8 protein-coding genes are annotated in these 26,415 nt (G+C 73.1%); 2 read left to right on the forward strand and 6 right to left on the reverse strand.

The window, feature by feature from the left end; translation table 11 throughout:
* Positions 1-138 precede the first annotated feature (138 nt).
* On the forward strand, positions 139-18,903 hold the full coding sequence (locus ACZ44S_RS36290) for an amino acid adenylation domain-containing protein (RefSeq protein WP_466937139.1): 18,765 nt from the start codon (positions 139-141) through the stop codon (positions 18,901-18,903).
* Positions 18,904-18,926: 23 nt separating this feature from the next.
* Positions 18,927-19,136 carry an MbtH family protein gene (locus tag ACZ44S_RS36295; protein ID WP_466937141.1) on the forward strand — a complete coding sequence of 70 codons (210 nt, stop codon included), beginning with the start codon at positions 18,927-18,929 and terminating at the stop codon, positions 19,134-19,136.
* Positions 19,137-19,197: 61 nt separating this feature from the next.
* Here ACZ44S_RS36295 and ACZ44S_RS36300 read toward each other — a convergent pair whose 3' ends face one another.
* The 6 genes from ACZ44S_RS36300 to ACZ44S_RS36325 form a co-directional block, all read right to left on the reverse strand.
* Positions 19,198-20,268 (reverse strand): iron-siderophore ABC transporter substrate-binding protein, encoded by a 1,071-nt coding sequence (locus ACZ44S_RS36300; RefSeq protein WP_466937143.1) that lies wholly within the window; start codon positions 20,266-20,268, stop codon positions 19,198-19,200.
* Positions 20,269-20,349: 81 nt separating this feature from the next.
* Positions 20,350-22,137, reverse strand: coding sequence for an ABC transporter ATP-binding protein (locus tag ACZ44S_RS36305; protein WP_466937145.1), 1,788 nt, complete (start codon positions 22,135-22,137; stop codon positions 20,350-20,352).
* On the reverse strand, positions 22,134-23,834 hold the full coding sequence (locus tag ACZ44S_RS36310; RefSeq protein WP_466937147.1) for an ABC transporter ATP-binding protein: 1,701 nt from the start codon (positions 23,832-23,834) through the stop codon (positions 22,134-22,136). The genes ACZ44S_RS36305 and ACZ44S_RS36310 overlap by 4 nt, the downstream gene beginning before the upstream one ends.
* A 158-nt stretch (positions 23,835-23,992) precedes the next feature.
* On the reverse strand, positions 23,993-24,340 hold the full coding sequence (locus ACZ44S_RS36315) for a winged helix-turn-helix transcriptional regulator (protein ID WP_190162283.1): 348 nt from the start codon (positions 24,338-24,340) through the stop codon (positions 23,993-23,995).
* Positions 24,341-24,425: 85 nt separating this feature from the next.
* On the reverse strand, positions 24,426-25,475 hold the full coding sequence (locus tag ACZ44S_RS36320) for a Rieske 2Fe-2S domain-containing protein (protein ID WP_466937150.1): 1,050 nt from the start codon (positions 25,473-25,475) through the stop codon (positions 24,426-24,428).
* Between the two features lie 246 nt (positions 25,476-25,721).
* Positions 25,722-26,414: a class I SAM-dependent methyltransferase gene (locus tag ACZ44S_RS36325; RefSeq protein ID WP_466937152.1), complete on the reverse strand. Its 693-nt coding sequence runs from the start codon at positions 26,412-26,414 to the stop codon at positions 25,722-25,724.
* Position 26,415 lies beyond the last annotated feature (1 nt).

Consider the following 26,415-nt stretch of genomic DNA (forward strand, 5'->3'; position numbering starts at 1 on the left):
GACTGTAGAGGACGAGTCGGGCCACCGTCCCCTCCCCGGCCGGAAACTGACACCCTATGAATTAGGTAACCCTTACCTTACTATGGCGCCGATCCCCGGCCCGGTCCGGGACCGATCTGCTGGGGAGGGTGCACGCCTGTGTGCGGTTCCGGAGAAGTCCTGGCCTACTGGCAGCGGTTGATGACACCACGCCCGCTGGAGATCTCGCTCCCCGCCGACCGGCCCCATCCGTCGGAACCCGCCCCCGCCCGCGAGACCCGCACCTTGGCCGGCGTCCCGGACGCCCCGGAGTCCGCCCTGCTCACCGCCTTCTTCGCCCTGCTGCACCGCTACAGCGGAGCGGCCGACCTCACCGTGGGGTACGACGGTCTGCCGGTGCGGGTGTCCGTCGAGCACGACCCGGCCTTCCGGGAGCTGGCACGGCGGGTCGCCCAGGCGTGGGAGGAGGCCGAAACCCACCGGGTGCCCGTCGGTGTGCTGATCGACGCGTTGCGCCCCCGGCCGACACGCGGCGGCGGGCTGCTCTGCAACACCGCCTTCGCCACGGCGGTCCGGCCCGCCGGAGAACTGCCGGGCCCGGTGGACCTGCTGCTGGAGGTCACCGACGGCGAGGCGCGTGCGACGTACGACCCGCGCCTGTTCGAGGAGGCGACCGTCGAACGCCTCCTCGTCCACTACCGAACCCTGCTGACGGCCGCGCTGGACGACCCGGAAACCCCCGTCGTCAGACTGGAGTTGATGGGGCCGGACGAGTACCGGCGGGTCGTCCTCGACTGGAATGCCACCGAGCACACGGTCCCCTCGGACACATGGCCCGCGATGTTCGCCGAACAGGTACGCCTGCGCCCCGACGCCGTCGCCCTGGTCTTCGAGGACGAGGAACTGACCTACGCCGAGCTGGACGAGCGTGCCAACCGGCTCGCCCACGCCCTGCTCGCACGCGGCGCCGGCCCCGAGCGGATCGTCGCCCTGGCCCTGCCCCGCTCGCTCGACCTGATCGTCACCGAGGTCGCCGTCCTCAAGTCCGGCTCCGCCTACCTGCCGATCGACCACGACTACCCGGCCGACCGCATCGCCTACATGCTCGGCGACGCCGCCCCCGTCTGCATGGTCACCACCGGGGAGACCGCCCGCGACCTCCCCGAGCGCGAGGGCATGACCGTCCTGACGCTCGACAACCCCGCAACGGCCGCCGAACTGGCCGAGCGTCCGGCCCACGACCCCGGCGCCCCGATCGCCGTCGACAACGCCGCCTACGTCATCTACACCTCCGGCTCCACCGGACGGCCCAAGGGCGTCGTGCTCGCGCACAGCGGTGTCGCCAAACTCGTCGCCACACAGAGCGAACGATTCGGCATCGGCCCGCACAGCAGGGTGCTCCAGTTCGCCTCGCCCAGCTTCGACGTCGCCTTCTGGGACCTGTGCCTCGGCCTGCTCTCCGGCGGCCGGCTGGTCGTCGTACCCGCCGAACTGCGGGTGCCCGCGGCCCCGCTCGCCGACTACGCCAACGCGCACGGCGTCACCTTCATGATCCTGCCGCCCGCCCTGCTCGCGGCCATGCCCGACGACGTCCACCTGCCGCCCACCGCCACCCTGCTGGCGGGCACCGAACGCGTCTCTCCGGAACTCGTCGGCCGCTACGCCCGCGGCCGGATGATGTTCAACGCCTACGGCCCCACCGAGGCCACCACCAACTCCACGCTCGGCCGGTGCGACCCGGACATCCCGGCCGGTTCCGTCGTGCCCATCGGCGTACCCGACCCGGGCACCCGCGCCTACGTCCTCGACGCCTACCTGCGCCCCGTCCCCGCCGGACTCACCGGCGAGCTGTACCTCGGCGGCGCCGGCCTCGCCCGCGGCTACCTCGGCCGCCCCGACCTGACCGCCGAACGGTTCGTCGCCGACCCTTTCGGCGCACCCGGCGAACGCCTGTATCGCACCGGGGACTTGGTGCGCCTGCGCGCAGACGGACGCCTGGAGTTCCTCGGCCGCGCCGACGCCCAGGTCAAGATCCGCGGCTTCCGCATCGAACCGGGCGAGATCGAGTCCGTACTGCGCGGGCATCCGGCCGTCGACCAGGTCACGGTGGTCGCCCGCGAGGACCGTCCCGGCGACCGCCGCCTCGTCGGCTACGTCGTCCCCGCCCTCGACGGCTCCGCCACCCACGTCGATGAGTGGAAGGAGGTCCACGAACTCCTCTACGGCGCCGCCGGTTCGGAGGGCTCCCAGGAGAACTTCGCGGGCTGGAACAGCATGTACGACGGGCTGCCGATCCCCGTGGAGGAGATGCGGGAGTGGCGGGAGGCCGCCGTCCGCCGCATCCGCGGACTCGGCCCCGCACGCCGCGTGCTGGAGATCGGCGTCGGCAGCGGACTCATCCTCTCCCGCACCGCCCCCGACTGCGACGAGTACTGGGGCACCGACCTCTCCTCCGAGGCGATCGCCGCCCTGCGCGCCCACGTGGACCTCCCCGGCGTCGAACTGCGCGCCCAGCCCGCCCACGACACCACCGGACTGCCCGAGGGCCACTTCGACACCGTCGTCATCAACTCCGTCGCCCAGTACTTCCCGAGCGTCGACCACCTCACCGAGGTCCTGCGCGCCGCCTCCCGGCTGCTCGCCCCGGGCGGGCGGATCTTCCTCGGCGACGTACGCAACCTACGGCTGCTGCGCACCCTGCGCGCCGCCGTCGAGACCCGGCGCGCCACCACCGACGACAAGGGCGCCCTGCGCGCCGCCGTGGAGCAGTCGGTGCGCTGGGAGGGGGAACTGCTTCTGGACCCCGACTACTTCGCCGCCCTCGACGGGTTCGCCGCGGAGATCCGCGTCAAGCGGGGCGCCCACCACAACGAGCTGACCCGCTACCGGTACGACGTCGTCCTGCACCCCGGCCCGCAGGCGGTCGCCCCGGACGAGCACGAGGTGCCCTGGGAGGGCGCGGCACCGCTCGATGCGCTGCTCGCCGAGCGGCCCGCACGGCTACGCGTCACCGGCATCCCCAACGCCCGGCTCGCCGACGACCTCGCCGACCTGCGCGCCCTGGAGGGCAGCAGCCGTGAGGCCTCCCCCGGCGCCGACCCCGAGGACCTGCACGCCCAGGCCGAGCGCCACGGCTACCGCGCCGCGCTCACCTGGAACGGCACCGCAGACGACGGCGCCCTCGACGCGGTTCTCGCCCTCACCGACCCGCACCCCGGCCTCTACCGCGGTGCCAACGCCTACCCGCACGCCAACCGCCCCGCCCCCTTCCGCGACGTGCATGCCCTGATGCGGACCCTGCGCGCGCACGCCGCCGAGTGGCTGCCCGATTACATGGTCCCGTCGGCACTGGTGCCCCTGCACGCCCTGCCGGTCACCCCGAGCGGCAAGATCGACGCCCGGGCCCTGCCCGCCCCCGACTACGGCGCGATGAGCTCCGGACGCGCGCCCGGGACACCGCGCGAAAGACTCCTGTGCGCCCTGTTCGCCGAGGTGCTCGGACTGGACTCGGTCACCGCGGAGGACGACTTCCTCGCCCTCGGCGGCGACAGCATCACCGCCATCCAACTCCTCATCAGGGCACGTGAGTCCGGGCTCAAGCTGACCACCCGCGACGTGTTCCGGCACCGGACCGCCGAGTCCCTCGCCCGCGCGGCCGTCGAGCGCGTCGAGGAACACGCGGCGCAGGCACCCCTGGTGGAGGTCGACCCTGGTGAACTCGCCGAGATCCAGGGCGCAAGCCCCCTGGACATCGAGGAGTTCCTCCCGCTCACCCCGCTCCAGCAGGGCTTCTTCTTCCACTCCCTGACCAGCGGCAACGGCGGCGACGTCTACGTCGTCCAGCAGGTCCTCGACCTCGCGGGCCCGGTCGACGGCACCGCCCTGCGCCGCGCCGCACAGCTCCTGCTGGACCGGCACGCGCCCCTGCGCGCCGCCTTCCGCCGGCGCCCGGACGGCACCCCCGTGCAGATCATCACCCGGCACGCCGAGCTGCCCTGGCGGGAGGTCGACCTGTCCGCCCAGGACGGCGAGACCCGTGAGACGCTCGGCGAGGCGGTCGCCGCCGACGAGCGCGCGGCCGGCTTCGACCTGGCCGCACCGCCTCTGCTCCGCTGCGCCTTCGTCCGGCTCGGGGAACACCGCAGCCGACTCGTCCTGACCTTCCACCACGCGGTGGCCGACGGCTGGTCCCTGCCCGTCCTGCACCGCGAACTCATGGCCTGCTACGGCACGGAGGGCCCGGCGCTCCCCGAGGTCGCCCCCTACCGCGACTTCCTGCGCAGCCTCGCCGGACAGGACCGCGAGGCCGCCCGCGACGCCTGGCGCACCGCACTCGCCGGACTCGACGACCCCACCCGTCTGGTCGACACCCCCGCCACCGGGGCCCCGGTACGGCCCGCCCACCTCCGGGTGGAGCTGCCCGAACGCACCACCGCCCGCCTGATGGACCGCGCCCGCGAGCACGGCGTCACCCTCGGCACCGTCGTCCAGACCGCCTGGGGCCTCCTCCTCGGCAGGCTCACCGGCCGCGACGACGTCCTGTTCGGCACCACCGTCTCCGGCCGCGAAGTCGCGGTCGAGGGCATCGCCTCCATGGTCGGCCTTCTCATCAACACCGTGCCGACCCGGCTGCGGTGGTCGCCGGGAGACTCGCTCGGCACCCTGCTGACCCGGCTCCAGGAAGAACAGACACGCCTGCTGGACCACCAGCACCTCGGACTCGCCGAGATCCAGCGGCTCGCCGGGCACGCCGGAGAGGGCGAACTCTTCGACACCCTTGTCGTGTTCGAGAACTACCCCGCCGCGACCGGCCTGCGGGACCCCTCGGGCACCGTACGCATCACCGGCGACGCCTTCCACGACGCCGTGCACTATCCGCTCGCCCTCGTCGTCAAGCCGGGCGAACGGCTCGACCTGCGGCTCAAGCATCACACCGAGCGGCTGGACGGCGACACCGTACGCCTGCTCGGCGACCGACTGGCGCGCCTGCTGGAGGAGTTCGCCACCGACCCGGAGCAGCGGGCGGCTGCCCTGGACCTGCTCACTTCGGACGAGGCCCTGCGCGCCCACCCGGCCGGCGAGGAGCGCCCGGTCCCGGAGACCACCCTCGCCCAGGCCATCGCCGCACAGACGGCCCGCACGCCGGACGCCACGGCCGTCGTCTTCGCGGACGAACGCCTCACCTACGCCGAACTCGACGTCAGAGCCGAGAGGTTGGCGGTACGGCTGCGCGCTCGCGGAGCCGGTCCCGGCCGGTTCGTCGCGGTCGCCGTACCTCGCTCCACCGAACTGATGGTGGCCCTGCTCGGCGTTCTGAAGACGGGCGCCGCCTACCTCCCGGTCGACCCGGACTACCCGGCGGACCGCGTCGCCCACATGCTCGCCGACTCCGGGACCACCACGGTGATCACGCTCACCCCGATCGCGGACCGGCTGCCGGAGCAGCCCGGGGCGGCAGTCTTCCTCCTCGACGGCGAGGACGCCGACGAGCCCCCGGCCGCACCCGCACGTTCCGCCCACCCGGACGATCCGGCGTACCTGATCTACACCTCCGGCTCCACCGGTCTGCCCAAGGGCGTGATCGTCACCCACCGCGCCATCGTCAACCGGCTCGCCTGGATGCAGGGTGCGTACGAGCTCAAGGCCGACGATCGGGTGTTGCAGAAGACGCCGTCCAGCTTCGACGTCTCCGTGTGGGAGTTCTTCTGGCCGCTCCTCGAAGGCGCCGCCGTGGTGCTCGCCCGGCCCGACGGCCACCGCGACCCCGCCTGTCTGGCGACCCTCGTGCGGGAGCAGGGCATCACGACGATGCACTTCGTGCCGTCGATGCTGGAGGCGTTCCTCCAGTCCGACGAGGTCACCGCCGACCCCTCCTGGGCCACCTCCCTGCGCCGCGTCCTCAGCAGCGGCGAAGCCCTGCCCACCGCCGCCGCACAGCGCTGGCGCGAGCTGACCGGCGTCCCCCTGGACAACCTGTACGGCCCCACCGAGGCCGCCGTCGACGTCACGCACCACCCCTGTGACGGCACCGACGAGGGATCCGCCGTGCCCATCGGCCGCCCCGTCTGGAACACCTGCCTGCGCGTGCTCGACACCTGCCTGCGCCCCGTGCCCGACGGCGTCCCCGGCGAGCTGTACCTCACCGGCGTCCAGCTCGCCCGCGGTTACCACGCCCGCCCCGCGCTGACCGCCGAACGGTTCACCGCCGACCCCTACGGCCCGCCCGGCACCCGCATGTACCGCACGGGCGACCTCGTGAGGCGCCGCCCCGACGGGGTGATCGAGTACCTGGGCCGCACCGACCGACAGGTCAAGCTGCGCGGCAACCGCATCGAACCCGGCGAGATCGAGGCCGCCCTGACCCGCCTGCCCGCCGTCGCGCAGGCCACGGTGACGGTACGGGACAACGCCCTCGTCGCCTACGTGGTCCTGTCCGCCGCAGCCGCAGGGGAGGACCTGCGCGCGGCGCTGGAAGGCGCCCTGCCCGCCCCCATGGTTCCGAGCGCCTACGTCGTCCTCGACGCCCTGCCCCTGACCCCGAGCGGCAAGCTCGATCGCAACGCGCTGCCCGCGCCGCATGCCGTGCGCGCCGAGTCCCGTGCCCCGCGCAACCCCCGCGAGCAGCTGCTCACGGACATCTTCGCCGCCGTGCTGAAGCTGGCCGACGCCGGAGTGGAGGACGACTTCTTCCTCCTCGGCGGTGACAGCATCAGCTCCGTCGCCGTGGCGAGCCGCGCCCGCCGGGCGGGGCTGGCGATCGGACCGCGAGAAGTCTTCGAGCACCGCACACCTGCCGCGCTCGCCGAGGCGGCAGCGGTCCTGGAGGACATGAGCGACGCAGGGGAGGCCTCCGCCTTCACCCTCACCGACGAGGAGCGGGCCCGCGTCGACCTGCTCGCCCCCGGCCGCGTCGAGGACGTCTGGCCCCTGGCACCGCTCCAGGAGGGCCTGTTCTTCCACTCCACCTACGACGACAGCGCCCTGGACGTCTACACCGTCCACGAGTCCTTCGACTTCGCCGGGCGCGTCGACGCAGACCGGCTGCGCGCCGCCACCCGCGCCCTGCTCGACCGCAACCCCTCCCTGCGCGCCGGGTTCACCAGCGAAGGACTGCGCCAACCGGTGCAGTTCATCGTCCGGGACGCCGACATCCCGCTCACCGAGGTGGACCTGTCCGGGCTGACGGCGGCCGCACAGGACCGGCGCATGGGCGAGTTGCTGGACGAGGAGCGCGCCCGCCGCTTCGACCTCGGCCGCCCGTTGCTCTTCCGGATGCTGCTGATCCGGCTCGGCGAGCAGCGCGGTGACCGGCTGATCGTCGGCCGCCATCTGATCCTGTGGGACGGCTGGTCGGCCTGGCTCTTCCTGGACCAGCTGTTCGCCCTGTACGAGAGCGGCGGCGACCCGGCCGGGCTCGCCCGCCCCGGCTCGTACCGCGACTACCTGACCTGGCTGGAGCGCCAGGACGACTCCGAGGCCCGGCGCGCCTGGCGTGCCGCCCTGGCCGGTTTCGAGGAACCGACGCTGCTGGCCCCGGCGGTCGACGACGGGGGTCCGGAGCCGGTCATCCCCCGTCAGCTGGACGCCGAGCTGCACCCGGACACCGCCGTTCGGTTGCGGGAGACCGCCCGGCGGCACGGACTGACCCTCAACACCGTGCTCAACGCCGCCTGGGGCCTGGTGCTCGCGAGCGTGTGCGGCCGTACCGACGTAGCCTTCGGCACCACGGTCGCCGGGAGGCCCAGCGAGGTGCCGGACGTCGAGAACGTCATCGGCATGTTCCTCAACACCGTGCCCGCCCGTATCGCCTTCGACCCGCGTGAGCCGGTGCTGGACCTGCTGCGCCGCGTCCAGGGCGAGCGGCTGGAGGTCATGCCGTACGAGCACCTGGGCCTCGGCGTGCTCCAGGCCGAGACCGGACACCGACAGCTGTTCGACACGCTGTTCGTGCTGCGCAACGCCGACACCGACGAGCGGCTCGCCGGACTGCGCGAACGGCACGGGGCGACCGCGGTCGCCAACGTCGATGCCACCCACTACCCGGCCAACCTCGTCGTCACCCCCGGCGAGCACGTCCGCGTCACCCTCGCCTACCGCCCGGACCTGATCGAGGACGTCTTCGCCGAGCGCCTGATCGACCGGTTCGTGCTGTTGGTCGACCGGCTCGTGGCCGATTCCTCCGCCCCCGTCGGCTCGCTGTCCGCGCAGCTGCCCGACGAAGCCGCCGCGGCGGCTCGCGAGGAGGAGGCGGGCCGGCAGCCCGTGCCGCAGGAGACGGTCGCCGACATGCTGGCCGCCCAGGCCGCCCGCACGCCCGACGCCACGGCCCTCGTCTTCGGTGAGCGACCCGTCAGCTACGCCGAACTCGACGCCCGCTGCAACCGGTTGGCCCGGCTGCTGATCTCGCGGGGCGCAGGCCCGGAGAAGGTCGTCGCGCTGGGCCTGCCGCGCTCCGTCGACACCGTCGTGGCGCTGTTCGCGGTGTTGCGCACGGGTGCCGCCTACCTCCCGCTGGAGCTGGACCACCCGGCCGAGCGGCTGTCGCTGATGCTCGCCGACGCCCGTCCGCTGCTCCTGCTGTCCACCCGGCCCGTCTCGGCGACCCTCACCGGCGGCATGCCGCGCGTGCTCCTGGACGATCCGGTCACGCAGGCCGAACTCGCCGCCCTGCCCGCCGAACCCGTACAGGTGTCCTTCAGCCTGGACCACCCCGCGTACGTGATCTACACCTCCGGCTCCACCGGCCGCCCCAAGGGCGTGGTCACGCCGTACATCGGCCTGACCAACATGCAGCTCAACCACCAGAAGGAGATCTTCGCCCCGGCCGTCGCCTCGGCGGGCGGACGCCGGCTGCGCATCGCGCACACCGTGTCCTTCGCCTTCGACATGTCCTGGGAAGAGCTGCTCTGGCTCGTCGAGGGCCACGAAGTGCACCTCTGCGACGAGGAGTTGCGCCGGGACGCCACCGCGTTGGTCGCGTACTGCGAGGAACACCGCGTCGACGTCGTCAACGTGACGCCGACCTACGCCCATCTTCTCATCGAAGAAGGCCTGTTGGAGGGGCACCGGCCGCCACTGGTGCTGCTGGGCGGCGAGGCGGTCACCGAGACCGTGTGGAACACCCTCCGGGACACCGAGGGCACCTACGGCTACAACCTCTACGGGCCCACCGAGTACACCATCAACACCCTCGGCGGCGGCACCCACGACAGCGCCACCCCGACCGTCGGCAAGCCCATCCGCGCCACCCGCGCCCGCATCCTCGACCCCTGGCTTCGGCCCGTCCCGGACGGTGTGGCGGGCGAGCTGTACATCGCCGGCGTGGGCCTGGCCCGCGGCTACCTGGACCGGCCCGGCCTGACCGCCGAGCGGTTCGTCGCCGACCCCTACGGCCGGCCCGGCGAGCGCATGTACCGCACCGGCGACCTCGTACGGCGCCGCCCCGACGGCAACCTGGACTTCCTCGGCCGCACCGACGACCAGGTCAAGATCCGCGGCCACCGCGTCGAACTCGGTGAGATCGAGACCGCGCTGGCCCAGCACCCCGAGGTCTCCCAGGCCGCCGTCATCGCCCGCGACGACACCTCAGCGCCCGGCACCAAGCGGCTCGTGGGGTACGTCGTCCCTGCCGAACCGGACGCCGGGGCCCGCCAGGTGGCGGAGGCGGAGCAGATCGGGGAGTGGCAGGAGATCTACTCCGCCGAGTACTCCGAGATCGGCACCGCCGTCTTCACCGAGGACTTCGCGGGCTGGGACAGCTCCTACGATGGCACGCCCATCCCGCTGGAGCACATGCGGGAGTGGCGCGAGGCCACCGTCGAGCGCATCAAGGAACTGCGGCCCGCCCGCATCCTGGAGATCGGCGTCGGTTCCGGTCTGCTGCTCTCCCGGCTCGCCCCGGACGCCGAGGAGTACTGGGCGACCGACTTCGCGGCACCCGTGATCCGCAAGCTCGGCGAGGACCTGAAGGCCGACCCCGGTCTGGCCTCCAAGGTCCGTCTGCGCTGCCAGGCCGCCGAGGTGACGGACGGGCTGCCCGTCGGCCATTTCGACACCATCGTCATCAACTCCGTCATCCAGTACTTCCCCAGCCTGGACCACCTGCGCAAGGTGATCTGGGGCGCGATGGGCCTGCTCGCCCCGGGTGGCGCCCTGTTCCTGGGCGACGTACGGGACCTGCGGCAGGCGCGCGTCCTCCAGACCGGCATCCAGGTCGCCCGCCGGGCCGAGCCGCTGCGGCAGGCCGTGGACCGCGGGCTCGCCCTGGAGAAGGAACTCCTCGTCGACCCCGGCTGGTTCACCACCCTGGGTGTGGGCGTCGACCTGCGCACCAAGCGGGGACGCCACCACAACGAGCTGACGCGCTACCGCTACGACGTCGTCCTGTACGCCGACACCGCCGACGCCCTCCGGCTGGACGAGGTACCGGAGGCGGAGTGGGGCGCCGACCTGGCCGGACTCCTGAGCGGGGCCGAGCCCTTCCGCGTCCGGCGCATCCCCGACGGCCGCACGGCAGCCGACCTCGCCGCGATGCGCGCGATGGACGCCGAGCCCGTCCCGGCAGCGGGCGAGGAGCCCGAGGACGTACGGCAGTCGGGGGAGGCCCACGGCTTCCGGGTACTGACCACCTGGTCCGACGAACCGGGCTTCTTCGACGCCGTGTTCGTGCCCGCCGCGCGCACCGGCCGCACCCTCGGCCTGTACCGCCCGGGCGCCGGACGCGGCACCGAGCCGTACGCCAACACCCCGACCGCCACCCGCGGTCAGGGCGCGCTGGTGCGCCGTATCCGGGAGGAGCTGGCGCAGCGGCTGCCGGGCTACATGGTCCCGGCCGCCTTCGTGGTGCTGCCGCGCCTGCCGATGAACGACAACGGCAAGCTCGACGTGCGGGCCCTGCCGGACGCCGAGCCCGCCGTCGCCCTGTCGGCCGGGCGCGGCCCGCGCACCCCCGTCGAGGAGGTGCTGTGCCGGCTCTTCGCCGAGGTGCTGGGGCTGCCCCGCACCGGCGCGGAGGACAACTTCTTCGACCTGGGAGGGCATTCACTGCTCGCCACCCGGCTGATCAGCCGGGCCCGCACCGAACTCGGCGCCGAGCTGGCGATCCGCGACCTGTTCGAGGCCCCCACCCCCGAGCAACTGGCCCTGCGCGCCGAGGCCGGACGGCCCGCACGTCCGGTGCTGGAGCCCGTTGCCCCGGCCGACCGGCCCACACGCATCCCGCTGTCGGCGGCCCAGCGGCGGCTGTGGCTCGTCGAGCGGATCACCGGCGACGGGGTCGCCTACAACTTCCCCCTCGTCGTCCGGGTGCGCGGCACGCTGGACTCCGACGCCCTGCGGAGCGCGCTGGGAGATGTGACCCACCGTCACGAGTCCCTGCGCACCCGTTTTCTGGTGGAGGACGGTGAGCCGTACCAGTGGATCGCGGCGCCCGGTGAGGCCGAGCCCGAGTTCCGGGTCGTCGACTGCACCGAGGAGGAGCTGCCCGCACTGATCGAGGCCGCCCAGCGGCGCCCCTTCGACCTGAGCGCCGAACTCCCGGTACGGGCCGAGGTGCTGTGCCTGGGCGCCGATGACGCAGTGGTGGCGCTGGTGCTGCACCACATCACCACCGACGAGTGGTCCGACCGCCCCTTCCTGGCCGACCTCGACCACGCCTACGCCGCCCGCACGGCCGGGCGTGCGCCCGACTGGGCGGCGCCGCTGCCCGCGCAGTACGCCGACTACACCCTGTGGCAGGAGGCCCTGCTCACCGAGGTCGGCGAGCGGCAGCTCGACTTCTGGACGCGGACCCTGCGCGATCTGCCCGAGGAGATCCCGCTGCCCCTGGACCGCCCGGGCGCGGCGCGGATCACCGGCCGGGGCGCCGTCGTCCGCAAGGCGCTGCCGGACAGCACCGGCGACGCCCTGCGGGAGCTGGCGGGCTCCCGGCAGGCCAGCATGTTCATGCTGTTCCAGGCGGCCACGGCGGCCCTGCTGCACCGGCTCGGCGCGGGCGACGACATCCCGCTCGGCGCGCCGATCGCCGGGCGCACCGACAGTGCGGTCGACGACCTGGTCGGCTTCTTCGTGAACACGCTGGTGCTGCGCACCGACCTGTCCGGCGACCCGACTTTCGCCGAACTCCTCGACCGGGTGAAGGAGTCGGCGCTGGCCGCCTTCGAGCACCAGGACGTGCCGTTCGACCGTGTCGTGGACGCGGTCAACCCGGTCCGGGTCGCCGACCGCAACCCCCTGTTCCAGGTGATGCTCGGCTACCACCACCGGCCCGACGGCGACCCCGACCTCTTCGGGCTCCCCACCGAGTGGTTCGACATGGACACCGGCATGGCCAAGTTCGACCTGGACTTCACCTTCGTCGACCACGGCGCCGGACGCGACATGGCGCTCCTGCTGGAGTACGCCACCGACCTCACCGACGCGGAAACCGCGACCGCCCTGGTCGACCGGCTGCTCGGACTGCTGGAGCAGATCGCCCGGGACCCGGCCCAACCGGTGAGCAGCCTGCGTGTTCTCACCGGCGAGGAGGAGCGGGCCGCCACGACCGAGTGGAACGACACCGCACGGCCGCTGGAGACCCGCACCGTCCCGGAGATCCTCGACGACACGGTGCGCGCCCGCCCGGACGCCACCGCCCTGGTCGCGGGGGAGACCCGGCTGACCTTCCGGGAGCTGTCCGAGCAGGTGGACGCCGTGGCACGGCTGGTGCTGGGCCAGGGCGCCGGACCCGAGACGGTCATCGGCCTCGCGCTGCCCCGCCACCTCATGGTCCCGGCCGTCCTGGGCGTCCTCAGGTCCGGCGCCGCCTATCTGCCACTGGACCCCGAATACCCGGCCGGGCGGCTGGAGTTCATGCTGCGGGACGCCTCGGCGCGCTGCGTGCTCACCACGTCCGCCCTCGCCGCCAAGCTGCCGGACGGCTGCGAGCGCGTCCTGCTCGACGGCACCGAGCGGCCCGGTGACGACGGCACACCGCTGCCGCCGTACCCCGACCCGTCCCACGTCGCGTACGTCATCTTCACCTCCGGCTCCACCGGCACCCCCAAGGGCGTGATCGGCACCCACCGGGGCCTGAGCAACCTCTACGGCGCCCACCGCGACGACCTGATCGGCCCGGCGGAGCAGGCGGCCGGACGCGCCGGACTGCGGGCCGTGCACGCCGCCTCGTTCAGCTTCGACGGCTCCTGGGACCCGCTGCTCTGGCTGCCCGCCGGGCACGAGCTGCATGTGACCGACGAGGCCACCATGGCCGACCCGGCCGCCCTCCTCGCCTACGTGAACCGGGAGCGGGTCGACTACCTCGACGTCACCCCGACCTATCTGCGCGAGCTGCTCCATCACGGCTTCCTGGAGCCCGGCGGCCACCTCCCCGGCGTGCTCAGCGTCGGCGGCGAGGCCACCCCGGCCCAGCTGTGGGAACGGCTGTGCGCCCTGCCGGGGGTCCAGGTCCACGACCTGTACGGCCCCACCGAGTGCGCGGTCGACGCCTACGGCCGGCACGCAGACGCCTCCGGCCGCTGGGCGGCGCCGCTCGACAACATCCGCGCCCACGTCCTCGACCGCGCCCTGCGCCCGGTCCCGGTGGGCGTCACGGGCGAGCTGTACCTGGCGGGCGAGGGCCTGGCCCGCGGCTACCTGAACCGTCCCGGCCTGACTGCCGAACGGTTCACCGCCGACCCCTTCGGGGCGCCCGGCAGCCGTATGTACCGCACGGGTGACCTCGTCCGCCGCTGCCGCGACGGCTCCCTGAAGTTCCTGGGGCGGGCCGACGGCCAGGTCAAGCTGCGCGGCTTCCGCATCGAACTCGGTGAGATCGAGGCCCTGCTCGCCGAGCACCCGGACGTGGCCACGGCCGCTGTCGTCGTGCGCGAGGACACACCGGGCGTACGCAGGCTGGTGGCCTACCTCCTCCCCGCCGGCGATCGCACCCCCGATCCCGCCGACCTGCGCACCCGCGCGGCCTCCGCGCTGCCCTCCCACATGGTCCCGGCCGCCTACGTCACCGTTCCCGCCCTGCCGCGCACCGTCAGCGGCAAACTCGACGAGAAGGCGCTGCCCGCATCGGACTTCGCCGCGCTCACCTCGGGACGCAGGCCCCGCAACCCGCGCGAGGACGTGCTGTGCGAGGCGTTCGCCGCGGTCCTTGACGTCCCCGAGGTCGGCATCGACGACGACTTCTTCGCCCTCGGGGGCCACTCGCTGCTGGCCATGCGGCTGACCGCGCGCATCCGCGCCGCCCTAGGCGCCGAGGTGTCCCTGCGCACGGTGTTCGACGCGCCCACGGTCGCCCGCCTGGCCGAGCGCCTGGCCACCGGGAGCACGGCGGACGGCACGGCCCGCCCCGCGCTGACGGTCAGCACCCGCCCCGAACGGCTGCCCCTGTCGTCGGCCCAGCAGCGCCTGTGGGTGCTGTACCAGGTCGAGGGCCCCAGCGCGACGTACAACATCCCCTCGGCCTGGCGGCTGACCGGTGCGCTGGACGTCGACGCGCTGCGGGCCGCCGTGCACGACCTCGTCGTACGGCACGAGACGCTGCGCACGGTGTTCCCCGACGAGGACGGCCGGGCGTACCAGCTGGTCCTCGGCCCGGACCAGGTCCGCGTCCCGTTCGAGGTGGAGGACACCGACGAAGCGCGGCTCGCCGAGCGGCTGGCGGAGGCCGGGGCGTACGGCTTCGAGCTGGACCGGGAGCCCCCTCTGCGCGTCCATGTGTTCCGCACCGGCGAGCAGGACTGGACCCTGCTGGTCCTGCTGCACCACATCGCCGGCGACGAGTGGTCGGACGCACCGCTCAACCGGGACCTCGCCCTCGCCTACGCCTGCCGCACCCAGGGGCGCGAGCCGGACTGGGCGCCGCTGCCCGTGCAGTACGCCGACTACACGCTCTGGCAGCAGAAGCTGCTCGACCAGGTCAGTGAGCGGCAGATCGCGTACTGGAGGCAGACGCTCGACGGTCTGCCCGAGGAGCTGGCGCTGCCCTTCGACCGGCCCCGGCCGCTGGAGGCCGGCTACCGGGGCGGTTCGGCGGACCTGTCCCTGGACGCCGAGCTGGCCGCCGACCTGCACCGGCTGGCGCGCGACCACGGCGTCAGTGTGTTCATGGTGCTCCAAGCCGCCGTGGCGACCCTGCTCACCCGGCTGGGCGCCGGTCACGACATCCCGATCGGCAGCCCGATCTCCGGGCGCACCGACGCGGCCCTGGAGGACCTGGTCGGCTTCTTCCTGAACACGCTGGTGCTGCGCACGGACACCTCCGGCGACCCGACCTTCCACGAACTGCTGGCCCGGGTGCGGGAGGCCGATCTGGCGGCCTTCGACCACCAGGACGTGCCGTTCGAGCGGCTGGTGGAGGTGCTCAACCCGGCCCGCTCACTGGCCCGGCATCCGCTGTTCCAGGTGATGGTCGTGTACCTGGCGGCCGGTGACGAGAGCGCGGGCCTGCCCGGACTGGACGCCCGCCGCGACGAAGTCGCCCAGACTACGGCCAAGTTCGATCTGTCCTTCGACTTCGTGGAGCGCGCCGACGGCAGCGGCGTCGACGGCGTCCTCGAGTACAGCGCGGACCTGTTCGACCCCGCCACCGCGCAGTCCTTCGCCGACCGGCTGCGCCGCGTCCTGCGCGCGGTCGCCGCCGACCCGGAGCTCACCGTGGGCCGGGTGGACATCCTCGCCCCGGAGGAGCGGCGGCGCCTGGCGGACGGCTGGCACAGCCGCCCCGTCCTCGCGCCGCCGACGACCGTGCCCGCACTCTTCGCGGCACGCGTCCGCGAGTTCCCGGGGCACCCTGCTGTGGCCTCCGACGGCATCGAGCTGACCTTCGCCGAACTCGACGCCGAGGCCAACCGGCTGGCCCGGGTGCTGCGCGAACTCGGCACGGGCCCGGAGCGGTTGGTGGCGCTCGCACTGCCCCGCACCGCCCGCTTCCTGGTGGCGGTGCTCGCGGTGCACAAGGCGGGCGCGGCGTACCTGCCGCTCGACCCGGACGCGCCGCTGGAGCGCACCGCCGGTGCCCTCGCCGACGCACGACCCGTCGTGACGCTCACCACGGGCGAGTTCACGGACATCCTGCCCCCGGACGCCCGCCGCCTGGTGCTGGACGAGCCCGGCACGGCCGGGCGGATCGCCGCCCAGGACCCGTCCGACTCCGACCTGACCAGCTCGTTGACACCTCGCCACCCGGCGTACGTCATCTACACCTCCGGCTCGACCGGCCGCCCCAAGGGCGTCGTGGTCACCCACGAGACCCTCGGCAACCTCTTCCACAGCCACCGCGAGACGCTGTACCGGCCCGCGATCGAGGCCACCGGACGGCGGAACCTGCGCGCCGGGCACGCCTGGTCGTTCTTCTTCGACGCCTCCTGGCAGCCCCAGCTGTGGCTGCTGGACGGGCACTGCGTGCACATCGTGTCCGAGGAGGTCAGGCGCGACCCCGAACTCCTCGCCGCGGCCGTGCGCGACCACCGGTTCGACTTCCTGGAGGTCACGCCGTCCCTGTTCGCCCGGATGGCCGAGAACGGTCTGCTGGAGGGCGACGACTGCCCCCTCGCCGTCGTCGGCGTCGGCGGCGAGGCGGTACCCGTCGCGCAGTGGCGGCAACTGGCCGGGCTGCGCGGCACCGAGGCGTTCAACCTCTACGGGCCGACCGAGTCCACCGTGGACGCCCTGGTCGCCCGGGTCGGCGACAGCGACCGCCCGCTGGTGGGCCGTCCGGTGGCCGGAACGCGGGCGTACGTCCTGGACGAGCGGCTGCAACCGGTGCCGCCCGGTGTGACGGGCGAGCTGTATCTCGCGGGCGGCGGACTCGCCCGCGGCTACCTCGGCGCGCCCTCCCTGACCGCCGAGCGGTTCGTGGCCGACCCCTTCGGCGCGCCCGGCTCCCGTCTGTACCGCACGGGCGACCTGGCCCGCTGGACGGCCGACGGCCGGATCGACTTCCTCGGACGGGCCGACGACCAGGTCAAGATCCGCGGCTTCCGCATCGAACCCGCCGAGATCGAGTCCGCGCTCACCGCCCATCCCGCCGTGGCCCGGGCCGTGGTGACGGTAAGCCAGGAGGGAGCGCGTACGTTGCTGGTCGCCCACGTGGTCGCCCGGGGCGCCGACCCCGCCGAGCTGCGCGCCCATGTCGCCGCCCGGCTGCCCGACCACATGGTCCCGGCCGCCGTCGTGCCGCTCGACCGGTTCCCGCAGCTGGCCAACGGCAAGCTGGACCGGGCCGCCCTGCCCGCCCCCGACTTCTCCGCCCTGTCCTCCCACCGCGCCCCCGCCACCCCGATGGAGGAGACGCTCTGTGCGGTCGTCGCCGAGGTGCTCGGGCTCGAACGGGTCGGCGTGGACGACGACTTCTTCGTCCTCGGCGGCGACAGCATCGTCGCGATGCAACTCGTCGCCCGGGCCCGGGCGACGGGCGTGCGGATTACCCCGCGCCTCGTCTTCAGGCACCGCACGGCCGCCGCGCTGAGCACGGTCGCCGAGTCGGCCGGGACCGCCGGGGTCCGCCGCGAGGACGACGGGACCGGCACCGTGCCGCTCACCCCGGTGATGCACTGGCTGCGCGAACTGGGCGGCCCCTTCTCGACCTACCACCAGGCCGCGCTCGTCCGCACGCCCGCCGCCCTGGACCTGCCAGGGCTGACCGCCGTGCTCCAGGCCCTGGCCGACGGGCACGACCTGCTGCGGGCCACCCTGGAGCGGCCCTCGCGGGACGACACCCAGGACTGGTCGCTGTACGTCCCGCCCGTCGGCGCGGTCGACGCCGCCCGGTGGATCGACCGGGTGGACGTGACCGGGCTCGACGCCGGGGCACTGGGCGAGGCCGTACGCGAGCACGCGCACGCGGCGCGGGCGCTGCTGGATCCGGACGCCGGGGCGATGGTCCGGGCCGTGTGGTTCGACGCCGGCGATGCTCCGGGACGGCTGCTGCTGATGGCCCACCACCTGGTGGTCGACGGCGTGTCCTGGAGGGTGCTGCTGCCGGACCTGGCGACGGCCTGGCAGGACGTCTCCGCGGGACGTGCGGCGCGTGTCGACCCGGTCGGGACGTCGTTCGCCCGCTGGTCACGGCTGCTGACCGAACTGGCCGAGGCCCCCGAGCGCGAGGCGGAGCTGCCCGTGTGGACGGCGCTCCTGGACGGCGGCGGCGAACCCTTCCCGCTCGCCCGCCCGTTGGACCCCGAGCGGGACACCACCGCGACCCAGCGCGAAGTGATCAGGCGGTTGCCCGCCGAGCTCACCGGGCCGCTGCTCTCGACGGTGCCCGCCGCGTTCGGCGCCGGCGTCCACGACGTACTGCTCGCCGGTCTCGCGCTGGCCTTCGCCGACTGGCGCAGGCGCGCCGGCGGATCCGGCACCTCCGTCCTGGTCGACCTGGAGGGACACGGCCGCGAAGCCGAACTGGCCGGGGACGACGTCGACCTCTCCCGGACGGTGGGCTGGTTCACCAGCGTCTTCCCGGTGCGGCTCGACGCGGGCCCGGCCGACCCCGCCGACGCCTTCGCCGGCGGCCCGGCGGCCGAGGAAGCCGTACGACGGGTGCGCGACCATCTGGCGGAGCTGCCCGCGAACGGCGTCGGCTACGGTTTGCTGCGGCACCTCAACCCCCGTACCCGTGAGGTGCTGGCGGCCCGCGAAGCGGCCCGCGTGGAGTTCAACTACCTGGGCCGGTTCGGCATCCCGGAGGACACGGACTGGTCGTACGCTCCCGAGGAGGACGCGGCCGACATCGGGCCCGAGGCCGACATGCGGGAGGGGCACGCGCTGAGCATCAACGTGGTGACCGAGGATCGGGAGGACGGGCCGGTGCTGGCCGCCCACTGGTCCCATCTTCAAGGGCTGCTGCCGCGCGAGACGGTCGAGGACCTCGCCGGGACCTGGTTCCGGGCGCTGGAGGGACTGGTCGTGCGGGCCATGAGGAACCGTCGGCCGTAAGGGGCCGTGAGGAGAGGAAAGCGATGAGCAATCCGTTCGAGGACGCCGATGGGGTCTACCTGGTGCTCGTCAACGACGAGAACCAGCACAGCCTGTGGCCGGAGTTCGCCGACGTGCCGGGCGGCTGGAGGACCGTCCACGGGCCGGCGGACCGGCAGGAGTGCCTGGAGTACGTCGAGACCCACTGGACCGACATGCGGCCGCGGAGCCTGGCCGAGGCCATGGACCGCTGACACGGTACACACGCAAGAGAAGGGGGGCGGCCGCCCCCCTTTCGCTGTACCTCCTGCGCCGTCAGGGGGCCGGCTGCTCCACCTTGGTGTCCGGCCTGCCGTCGACCGCCGCCGCCAGCTGCGGGGCCAGTCGCTCGACGACGTACGGCAGGCTGAGGGCGGAGACGAACGACGTGGCGTTGCCGTAGTCGCTGCTCTCGTCGACGAAGACCTCGCGGCCCTCCTTCACGACGTTCAGATCCTTGTAGGAGGCGTCCTTGTGCAGCGTGTCGGTGTCCTTGGCGACGTCGCCGGCGATCCAGACGACGGCGTCCTGATCGAGCAGGTCGGTGCGCTCCTTGCTGATGTTCGCGCCGAACCGGTCCCCGATCGCCTTGTCCAGGTCCTTGGGCAGGGAGAAGCCGAGGTCCGTCAGGATCCGGGAGCGCGCGTCCTGACTGCCGAAGACGAACATGCCCTCGTACGGGGTGGCCATCACCGCGCTGGCGCCCTTGAACTCGGGGTGCTCGTCGGCCGCGGCCTTGATCGTGGCCTCGGTGTCCTCGACGATCTTCGTGGCCTCGTCCGGCTTGCCGAGTGCCTGGCCGACCGTCTTCGTCAGCTCCTGCCACGGGATGCCGTAGTCGTTGTACTCCTTCGGCTGGGCGACGACGGGCGCGAACTTGGACAGCTGCTCGTACTGCTCCTTGGTCAGGCCCCCGTAGAGCGCGAGGATCAGATCCGGCTTGAGGGCCGCGATCTTCTCCACCTGAGGGCCGGTGCCGGTGTCCTTCAGGACGGTGGGTGTCTTGCCCCCGCCCAGCTCGTCCTCGGCCCACGGGCCGATCGCGCCCTCGTATCCGCCCAGCCACTCGGTGGTGCCGACCGGGACCTTGCCGAGCGCCAGGACCGCGTCCTGGTCGGTGAGGCCGACGGTGACGATCCGCTGCGGTTCGGCCTTGACGGTCGTACTGCCGTACTTGTGCGCGAGGGTGACGGGGAAGGCGGCCTCACCGGAGGCGCCCGCCTTCGCACCGGCATCGGCGGCGTCGGATCCGGAGTCGCCACCGCCGCAGGCCGTGGCGGCGGTGAGGAGCAGGAGGGTCGAGGCGAGCGCGGCGGCGAGCCGTGGCGCTGTGCGGGAGCGGAACATCGGTGGTCCTCCGGTTCGGTTCCTGTGGTGCGGGGCGGTGCGGGGGTGGGGACTGCGTGGGGCGGGGAGTTCGTGGGGCGGTCAGGAGCCGGTGGCGCGGGAGTTCGACCATGCCGCCCACAGCGCCGCGTAGGGCCCGCCGACGGCGCGCAGTCGGTCGTGCGTGCCGGTCTCGACGATCCGCCCGGACTCCATGACGACGATCCGGTCGGCGGTCGCCGCCTGGCTGAGGCGGTGCGCGACGATCAGCGCCGTACGTCCGTCCACGGCGCGGGCGACGGCCTTTTCCAGGACGCGCGCTCCGGCGCTGCCCGCTTCGGCGGTGGCCTCGTCGAGGATCACCAGGGGCGGATCGGCGAGGACCAGCCGGGCGAGGGCCAGGGCCTGTGTCTGGGCGCCCGTGAGGCGATGACCGCCGTCGCCGACCACGGTGGCGAGGCCGTCGGGCAGCGCCTCGGCCCATCCGAGTGCGTCGACGCGGTCGAGCGCGGCGCGCAGTTCGTCCTCGGTCGCGTCGGGCGCGGCCAGGCGGAGGTCGTCGGCGAGCGGGCCCGCGAAGACATGGGTCTCCTGGGTGATCAGGGCGATCGTGCGGCGGGCCACGGCCGGGTCGAGTTCGGTCGGCGGCACGCCGCCGACCAGGACGGTCCCGGCGGTGGGCGGCTGAATGCCGGCCACGAGTCTCGCCAGGGTGGTCTTGCCCGCTCCGCTGGCACCGACAAGAGCCACCCGTTCACCTTGACGGATCGTCAGGTCCAGGTCGTGCAGCACAGGGTGTCCGGGCCGGTAGGCGTGCTTCAGTCCCCGCAGGGTGACCTCGACGCCGCTCGTCCCGGCCGGGCGGGCCGGTGCCTCAGGCCCCGGCTCGTCGGTGACGCCCACGAGCCGTGCCAGGCCCGCCGTCGCCGACTGGGCGTCGTCGAGCAGGACGAGGGCCGCGTTGACCGGGGTGAACAGACTGTGGAAGTACAGGGCGGCGGCGGTCGCCGTGCCCACGGACGCCGAGCCCTGGCGGACCAGCCAGTAGCCGGTGCACAGGACGGCGGCCAGCCCGATGTACTCGGCGATGTGCAGGCGGCTGTAGAAGCCCACGACCAGCCGCACGCCCTTCATGGTCAGCGCGACCACGGACCGGGACCGTTCGGTGACCCTCTCGGTGTGCTCCCGCTCCAGCCGGAACGCCCGTACGGTGGAGGCACCCGCGACGGTGTCGAGGAGCTGCTGCTGCTGGGCTCCCGCGGCCACCCGCTGCTCGGCGTAGAGCGGGACCGCGCGGGCCACGTACCAGCGGGCGGTGGCCACTTGGACGGGCACGGCCAGCAGCGCGGCCGGCAGGAACCGCCAGTCGAGCAGGGCCATGGCACCGAGGGTCAGGACGATGGTCAGCAGCGAACGGGCCAGCTCCGGCAGGGCGTTGCGCACGGCGTCCGCGATGAGGGACACATCGGCGGTGACCCGGGCGGTGAGATCGCCGGCGCCGGCCTTCTCGACGCGGTCCAGCGGCAGCCCCAGGGCCCGTTCGACGAACTTCTCGCGCAGCCGGGCCAGCGTCGTCTCGCCCAGCCGGGAGACCAGCGACAGGCCGTATCCGGCGCTCACGCCCTGCGCCGCGGCGACGGCCACCAGCAGTGCCGCGGTGGTGGTGATGGCGTCGACGGCCCCGCGGTCCGCGGCCAGGTCGACGATCCGGCCCAGCAGCGGCTGCACCAGCAGTCCGACCGCGGTGGAACCGACCATGACGGCCAGGGCGGTCAGAGCCAACGCCCTCTGGGGGCGTAATAGTTCGGCCACCGCGGCGCGGGTGCGCGCGGGGGTCGCGACGGGCAGCAGCGCCGACTCGGCCCGCGGTGCCTCGCGGGACTCGGTCATGCGAGCACCGCCGTACGGTAGTCCGCGCGGTCGTGGACGAGCTGGTCGTGGCCGCCGCTCGCGGTCACCCTGCCGCCCTCGACGAGGACGACCCGGTCGGTCACCGCGAGGAGAGCGGGGCTGTTGGTCACGAGGACGGTCGTGCGGCCCCTGCGGATGTCCCTGACTCCGGCCGCCATCCGTACCTCGGTGACGGCGTCGACGGCTGTGGCGGGCTCGTGGAGGACGAGGACCGGGGTGTCGGCGGCGAGCGCCCTCGCCAGGGCCACACGCTGGCGCTGGCCGCCGGAGAGTGAGCGTCCCCGCGCGGTGACGGCCGTGGCGGTGCCGTCGGGAAGGGCGCCGGCGACCTCGTCGGTGCCCGACGCGGCGATCGCGGCCGCGACCGGGGCATCCGCACGGGCGACGGTGATGTTGTCCAGGAGGCTTCCCTCGAACAGGTCGGCGTCGTGCTCGGCGACGAGGACCGCGGCCCGCAGCTCCGCCAGGCCCAGGGCGGTCACGTCCGTCCCGTCCAGCTCCACGCAGCCCTCGTCGGGGTCGGTGCGGCGGGCGAGGCAGTGCAGCAGAGCGGTCGCGTCGGCGGGGTCGGCGGTGACGACGCCGACCGTCTCGCCGGGGGAGACCTCGAGGTCCAGGCCGCGCAGGGAGCCGTACGACAGGCCGCGCAGCCGCAGCCGGCCCTCGACCCGGCGCAGGGCGGGGGCGTCGGACGGCGCGACGGGCCGCACGGCGGGCTCGGCACCCAGGACCTCGGCGATACGTGCGGCGGACGCACGCCCTTGCGCCAACTCCGCGTTGACCCAGGAGAACTCGGACAGCGGCCCCATGAGGAACAGGGCGAGCGCGACGGAGGAGACCAGCTCGCCGAGGCCGATGTCGCCGCGTGCGGCGAGCCGGCCACCGACCAGGGCGACCAGGGCGAGGAACGCTCCGGTCAGGATGGTCACGACGCCGCTCTGCCAGGCTTCGGCACGTGCGGCGCGCAGCGTGGCGGTGAGCGAGTCCTGGCTGATGCGCCGGTAGCGGGAGACCGCCGCGGGTTCGGCGCCGATGCCCTTGAGCACCCGCAGTCCGGCCACCAGATCGGCGGCCACGCCGGACGCGTGCGCCGCGCGTTCCTGCTCGGTCTCACTGCGCCGCTCGAGGGGCTTGCTCAGCAGGTGCACCAGCCACAACAGCAGGGGCGTGCCCAGCAGCACGAGGAGACCGAGGGGGAGGGAGATGCGCAGCAGTACGACCGCGCCGACCGCCAGGCCGGTCGCGGCCCCGATCCCGACGACGAGGGCCATCGTGACCGCGCCGACCCGCTTGGCGTCCTCCGTGGCGGTGTTCGCCAGTTCCCCGGGCAACCGGCCCTCGTCCGCGCCGCCTTCGGGCGCGAGGACGCGGGCGGTCAGCTCCGTCCGCAGGCGGTGCGCGGCCGTCACGGACGCGCGCTCACCGGCGCGGGCGCCGAAGCGGAAGCTGTAGGAGAGTCCGACGTAGACGACGGCCAGGACGCCGAGCCACAGCAGCAGTCCGGTGACGTCGCCGTCCACGACACCGCGGTCGATGGCACGTCCGACGACGACCGGCACGAGGGCTTCGCCCGTCTGATGACCCATGCCCAGCACCGCGCCGACGACGACATCGCGGCGCTGACCGCCCACCGCGCGCCACAGGACGTTCCGTCCCGGCAGGTCCGCTTTTTTCACGCATCCTCCGGACCGGATTCACAGCGCTCGGAAACCCTCCGCAAACTTAGGTAAGGCTAACTAAACTGTCTTCCTCTGTCACCCCCCTTGGGGAAGCGCGCGCACCGGGCCTGGTCCGGCCCGCGCGGCCTGGCCTCCCACGAGGCCGCCGGCGACGGTCAGTTCTCCGCGGCGTTCGCCGCCTGCCACCACCCCGCCAGCTCGTCGATGATCGGCAGCACGGAATGCCCACGCGGCGTGAGCCGGTAGCGCACCCGCGGCGCGGAGCCGCCGAGGTTGTGCACCGTGCGGTCGACGAGTCGCATGTGCACGAGGCGGTGCAGTGCCCGGTCCAGCGGCTTGTTCTCCATCAGGCCGGCGGCCCGGGCGAGGTCGTTGTGATATCTCGGGCCTCCGGCGAGTTGGACCAGCACGGCGGGCACCCACTTGCCCGAAAGGATCCGTGCGGCTTCGTAGGCGTCCTCGAAGTGCTGGCGTTCGTCCTGGTGTCCGTGCAGGCTCGTCACCGAGTCGGGTCCCTTTCCTCTGGTGCCGTCGGGAATCACACCGCGGAGTGTTTCCGCGTCCGTCGCGCGGTGTCCGTGCGGGCCCTCACGCGGAGCTGTGCGGGCCTTTCTCGATGGGCAGGGGATCGCTGACGACCGCGGCTTCGCCGCTTTCCCGGAATTCATCCGGGTAGAACTGTTCCGCCCAGTGCCGGAATCGCATGATCGGGCCGTCGCCCTGGGCGAGCCGGGGATGCCTCAGGTAGGTCTTGTTCTGCCAGATCGGGGCGTCCTGGGCGGCGCCCTGCCACGAGGGGAGCGCGAAGAACTGCGTGGCGAGCCACGACGAGTACCTGCCGGCCCGGCCGCCGGCCGTACCCAGGCGCGCGCTCACGGTGAACCGGGTCTCGATGCGGCAGGGATCCAGGGGCGTGGGCATGATCTGCACCAGGGCCGACAGGCCCATCCGCGGCATACGGGCGACGACGTGGATATGGCCGAGGCCGTTGGCCTCCACGTCGAAATCCACGTCGAACCGGCCCAGCAGGGGCGTCATGCGGTGGACGGTCGTGCCGAGGGTCAGCCTCGGACCGTTCAGCTCCAGCGGCTTGGTGACCTGGGCACCGGACGTACCGTGGACGGGCCCGAAGTGGCCGATGTCGACGGAGTTCTCGACCACCTCCTGCGGGTGGTCGACAAGGATCGTGGAGTGTCTGGCCGGCGGGGGGAAATCCTGCGCCGGGACGACGGGCACGTCCCAGGACGGGGCCTCGCCGCGGGCATGGCTCCAGACCATGACCACCCCGTTGACCTCCCGGGCCGTCAGCTGGGTCAGGGAGGCCTTGGGCGGCCGGGTGCCGTACCCGGTCCGCACGCATCTGCCGTCGGGAGCGAAGGCGAAGTGGTGGAACGGGCAGACCAGATCCTCTCCTTCCACCCGGCCGCCGAAGCCCAAATGCGCGCCGAGATGGGGGCAATAGGGATTCACGACGCGGACCATGCCCTGCCGGGTGCGGTAAACGACGATGTCCTCACCCATGAAGCGACGCCGCACCACCCGTCCGGGGCGCACTTCGTCACTGAATGCCACCGCGAACCAGCCGTCGGGATAAGGAAGCCTGGGCCGGTCGGCGGACACGGGTGATTCGCGAGTCAAGTCCCTTTTCCTCAGCCCGAACACAGGCCCTCCCGCAGCTCGTCCATTTCTGATCTTGCCGAGTGGCGCGGCGCGCAATAGCAACGATCGACAACTGGCGTACCGGATGGGAAAATGGAACACCTGTTCCTATCATGCGGTGCGGAGTGGGGTCAACGGTTCGTATTGCCGACTGCTTCCGTCGCTGATCCTTTGCTTTTGCCGGCCTCAATTGAGAATACGAATTCCGCTCCCACTGCTTTGCGTTCACCGCATGCCGGGACCCCGCACGCCGGGGCCGACGCGTGCCCAGAAGAGGGCCACCGAGCCCACGACGGTCACCTCATGGGAGTCGAAGGCACGGTCCAGAGCCGCATCGAGGTCCTCCAGCCGGTCCTGCCGGTTGCACATGATGCCGCGCCGGTTGGCCGCCGCCAGCTGCGGTCTCGCCAGCCAGTTGTGACCGACCCCCTGTCCCGGAATGGTGGCGCCGAACAGCGTGCCGCCCGGTCTCAGCACCGCGCGGGCATGCTCGAAGACCACCGCCTTGTCGGCCAAGGTTCCCGGCAGACAGTGCAGGAGGTGGACCATGCCCACCGAGTCCACACCGTCGCACGGCAGTTGCCACGGCCGCAGCACATCGGCCAGGTGCGTGCGCGGTGCGTAGCGGCGCAGACGGCTCGCCGCGGCGGCCAGCGAGTTGGAGTTGAGGTCCATCAGCGTGAGGGACGGGTCCGGGGACGGAAAGCGGCACAGGTCGAGCAGCAGCCCGGTGCCCACTCCGACGTCCAGGTGCCGTGCCGAGACGTGGCGGTCGTAGAGGCCGACGAGCCGGTCCTTCGGACAGCGCCAGGCGAGCGGAGAGTTGAAGCCGTAGACGAAGGCGTTGTAGGCACGCAGGAACGAGCGGGTGTACACCGCCTGCCCGGCGTGGACCGAGGTCGCGTCGAAGGCGGCCATG

The organism is Streptomyces malachitofuscus (assembly GCF_055571035.1).

What these genes read in the sequence shown, in the direction of transcription:
- ACZ44S_RS36295 (WP_466937141.1), top strand. Translation starts at nt 18,927, where the DNA reads ATGAGCAATCCGTTCGAGGACGCCGATGGGGTCTACCTGGTGCTCGTC.
- ACZ44S_RS36300 (WP_466937143.1), bottom strand. Translation starts at nt 20,268, where the DNA reads ATGTTCCGCTCCCGCACAGCGCCACGGCTCGCCGCCGCGCTCGCCTCG.
- ACZ44S_RS36305 (WP_466937145.1), bottom strand. Translation starts at nt 22,137, where the DNA reads ATGACCGAGTCCCGCGAGGCACCGCGGGCCGAGTCGGCGCTGCTGCCC.
- ACZ44S_RS36325 (WP_466937152.1), bottom strand. Translation starts at nt 26,414, where the DNA reads ATGGCCGCCTTCGACGCGACCTCGGTCCACGCCGGGCAGGCGGTGTAC.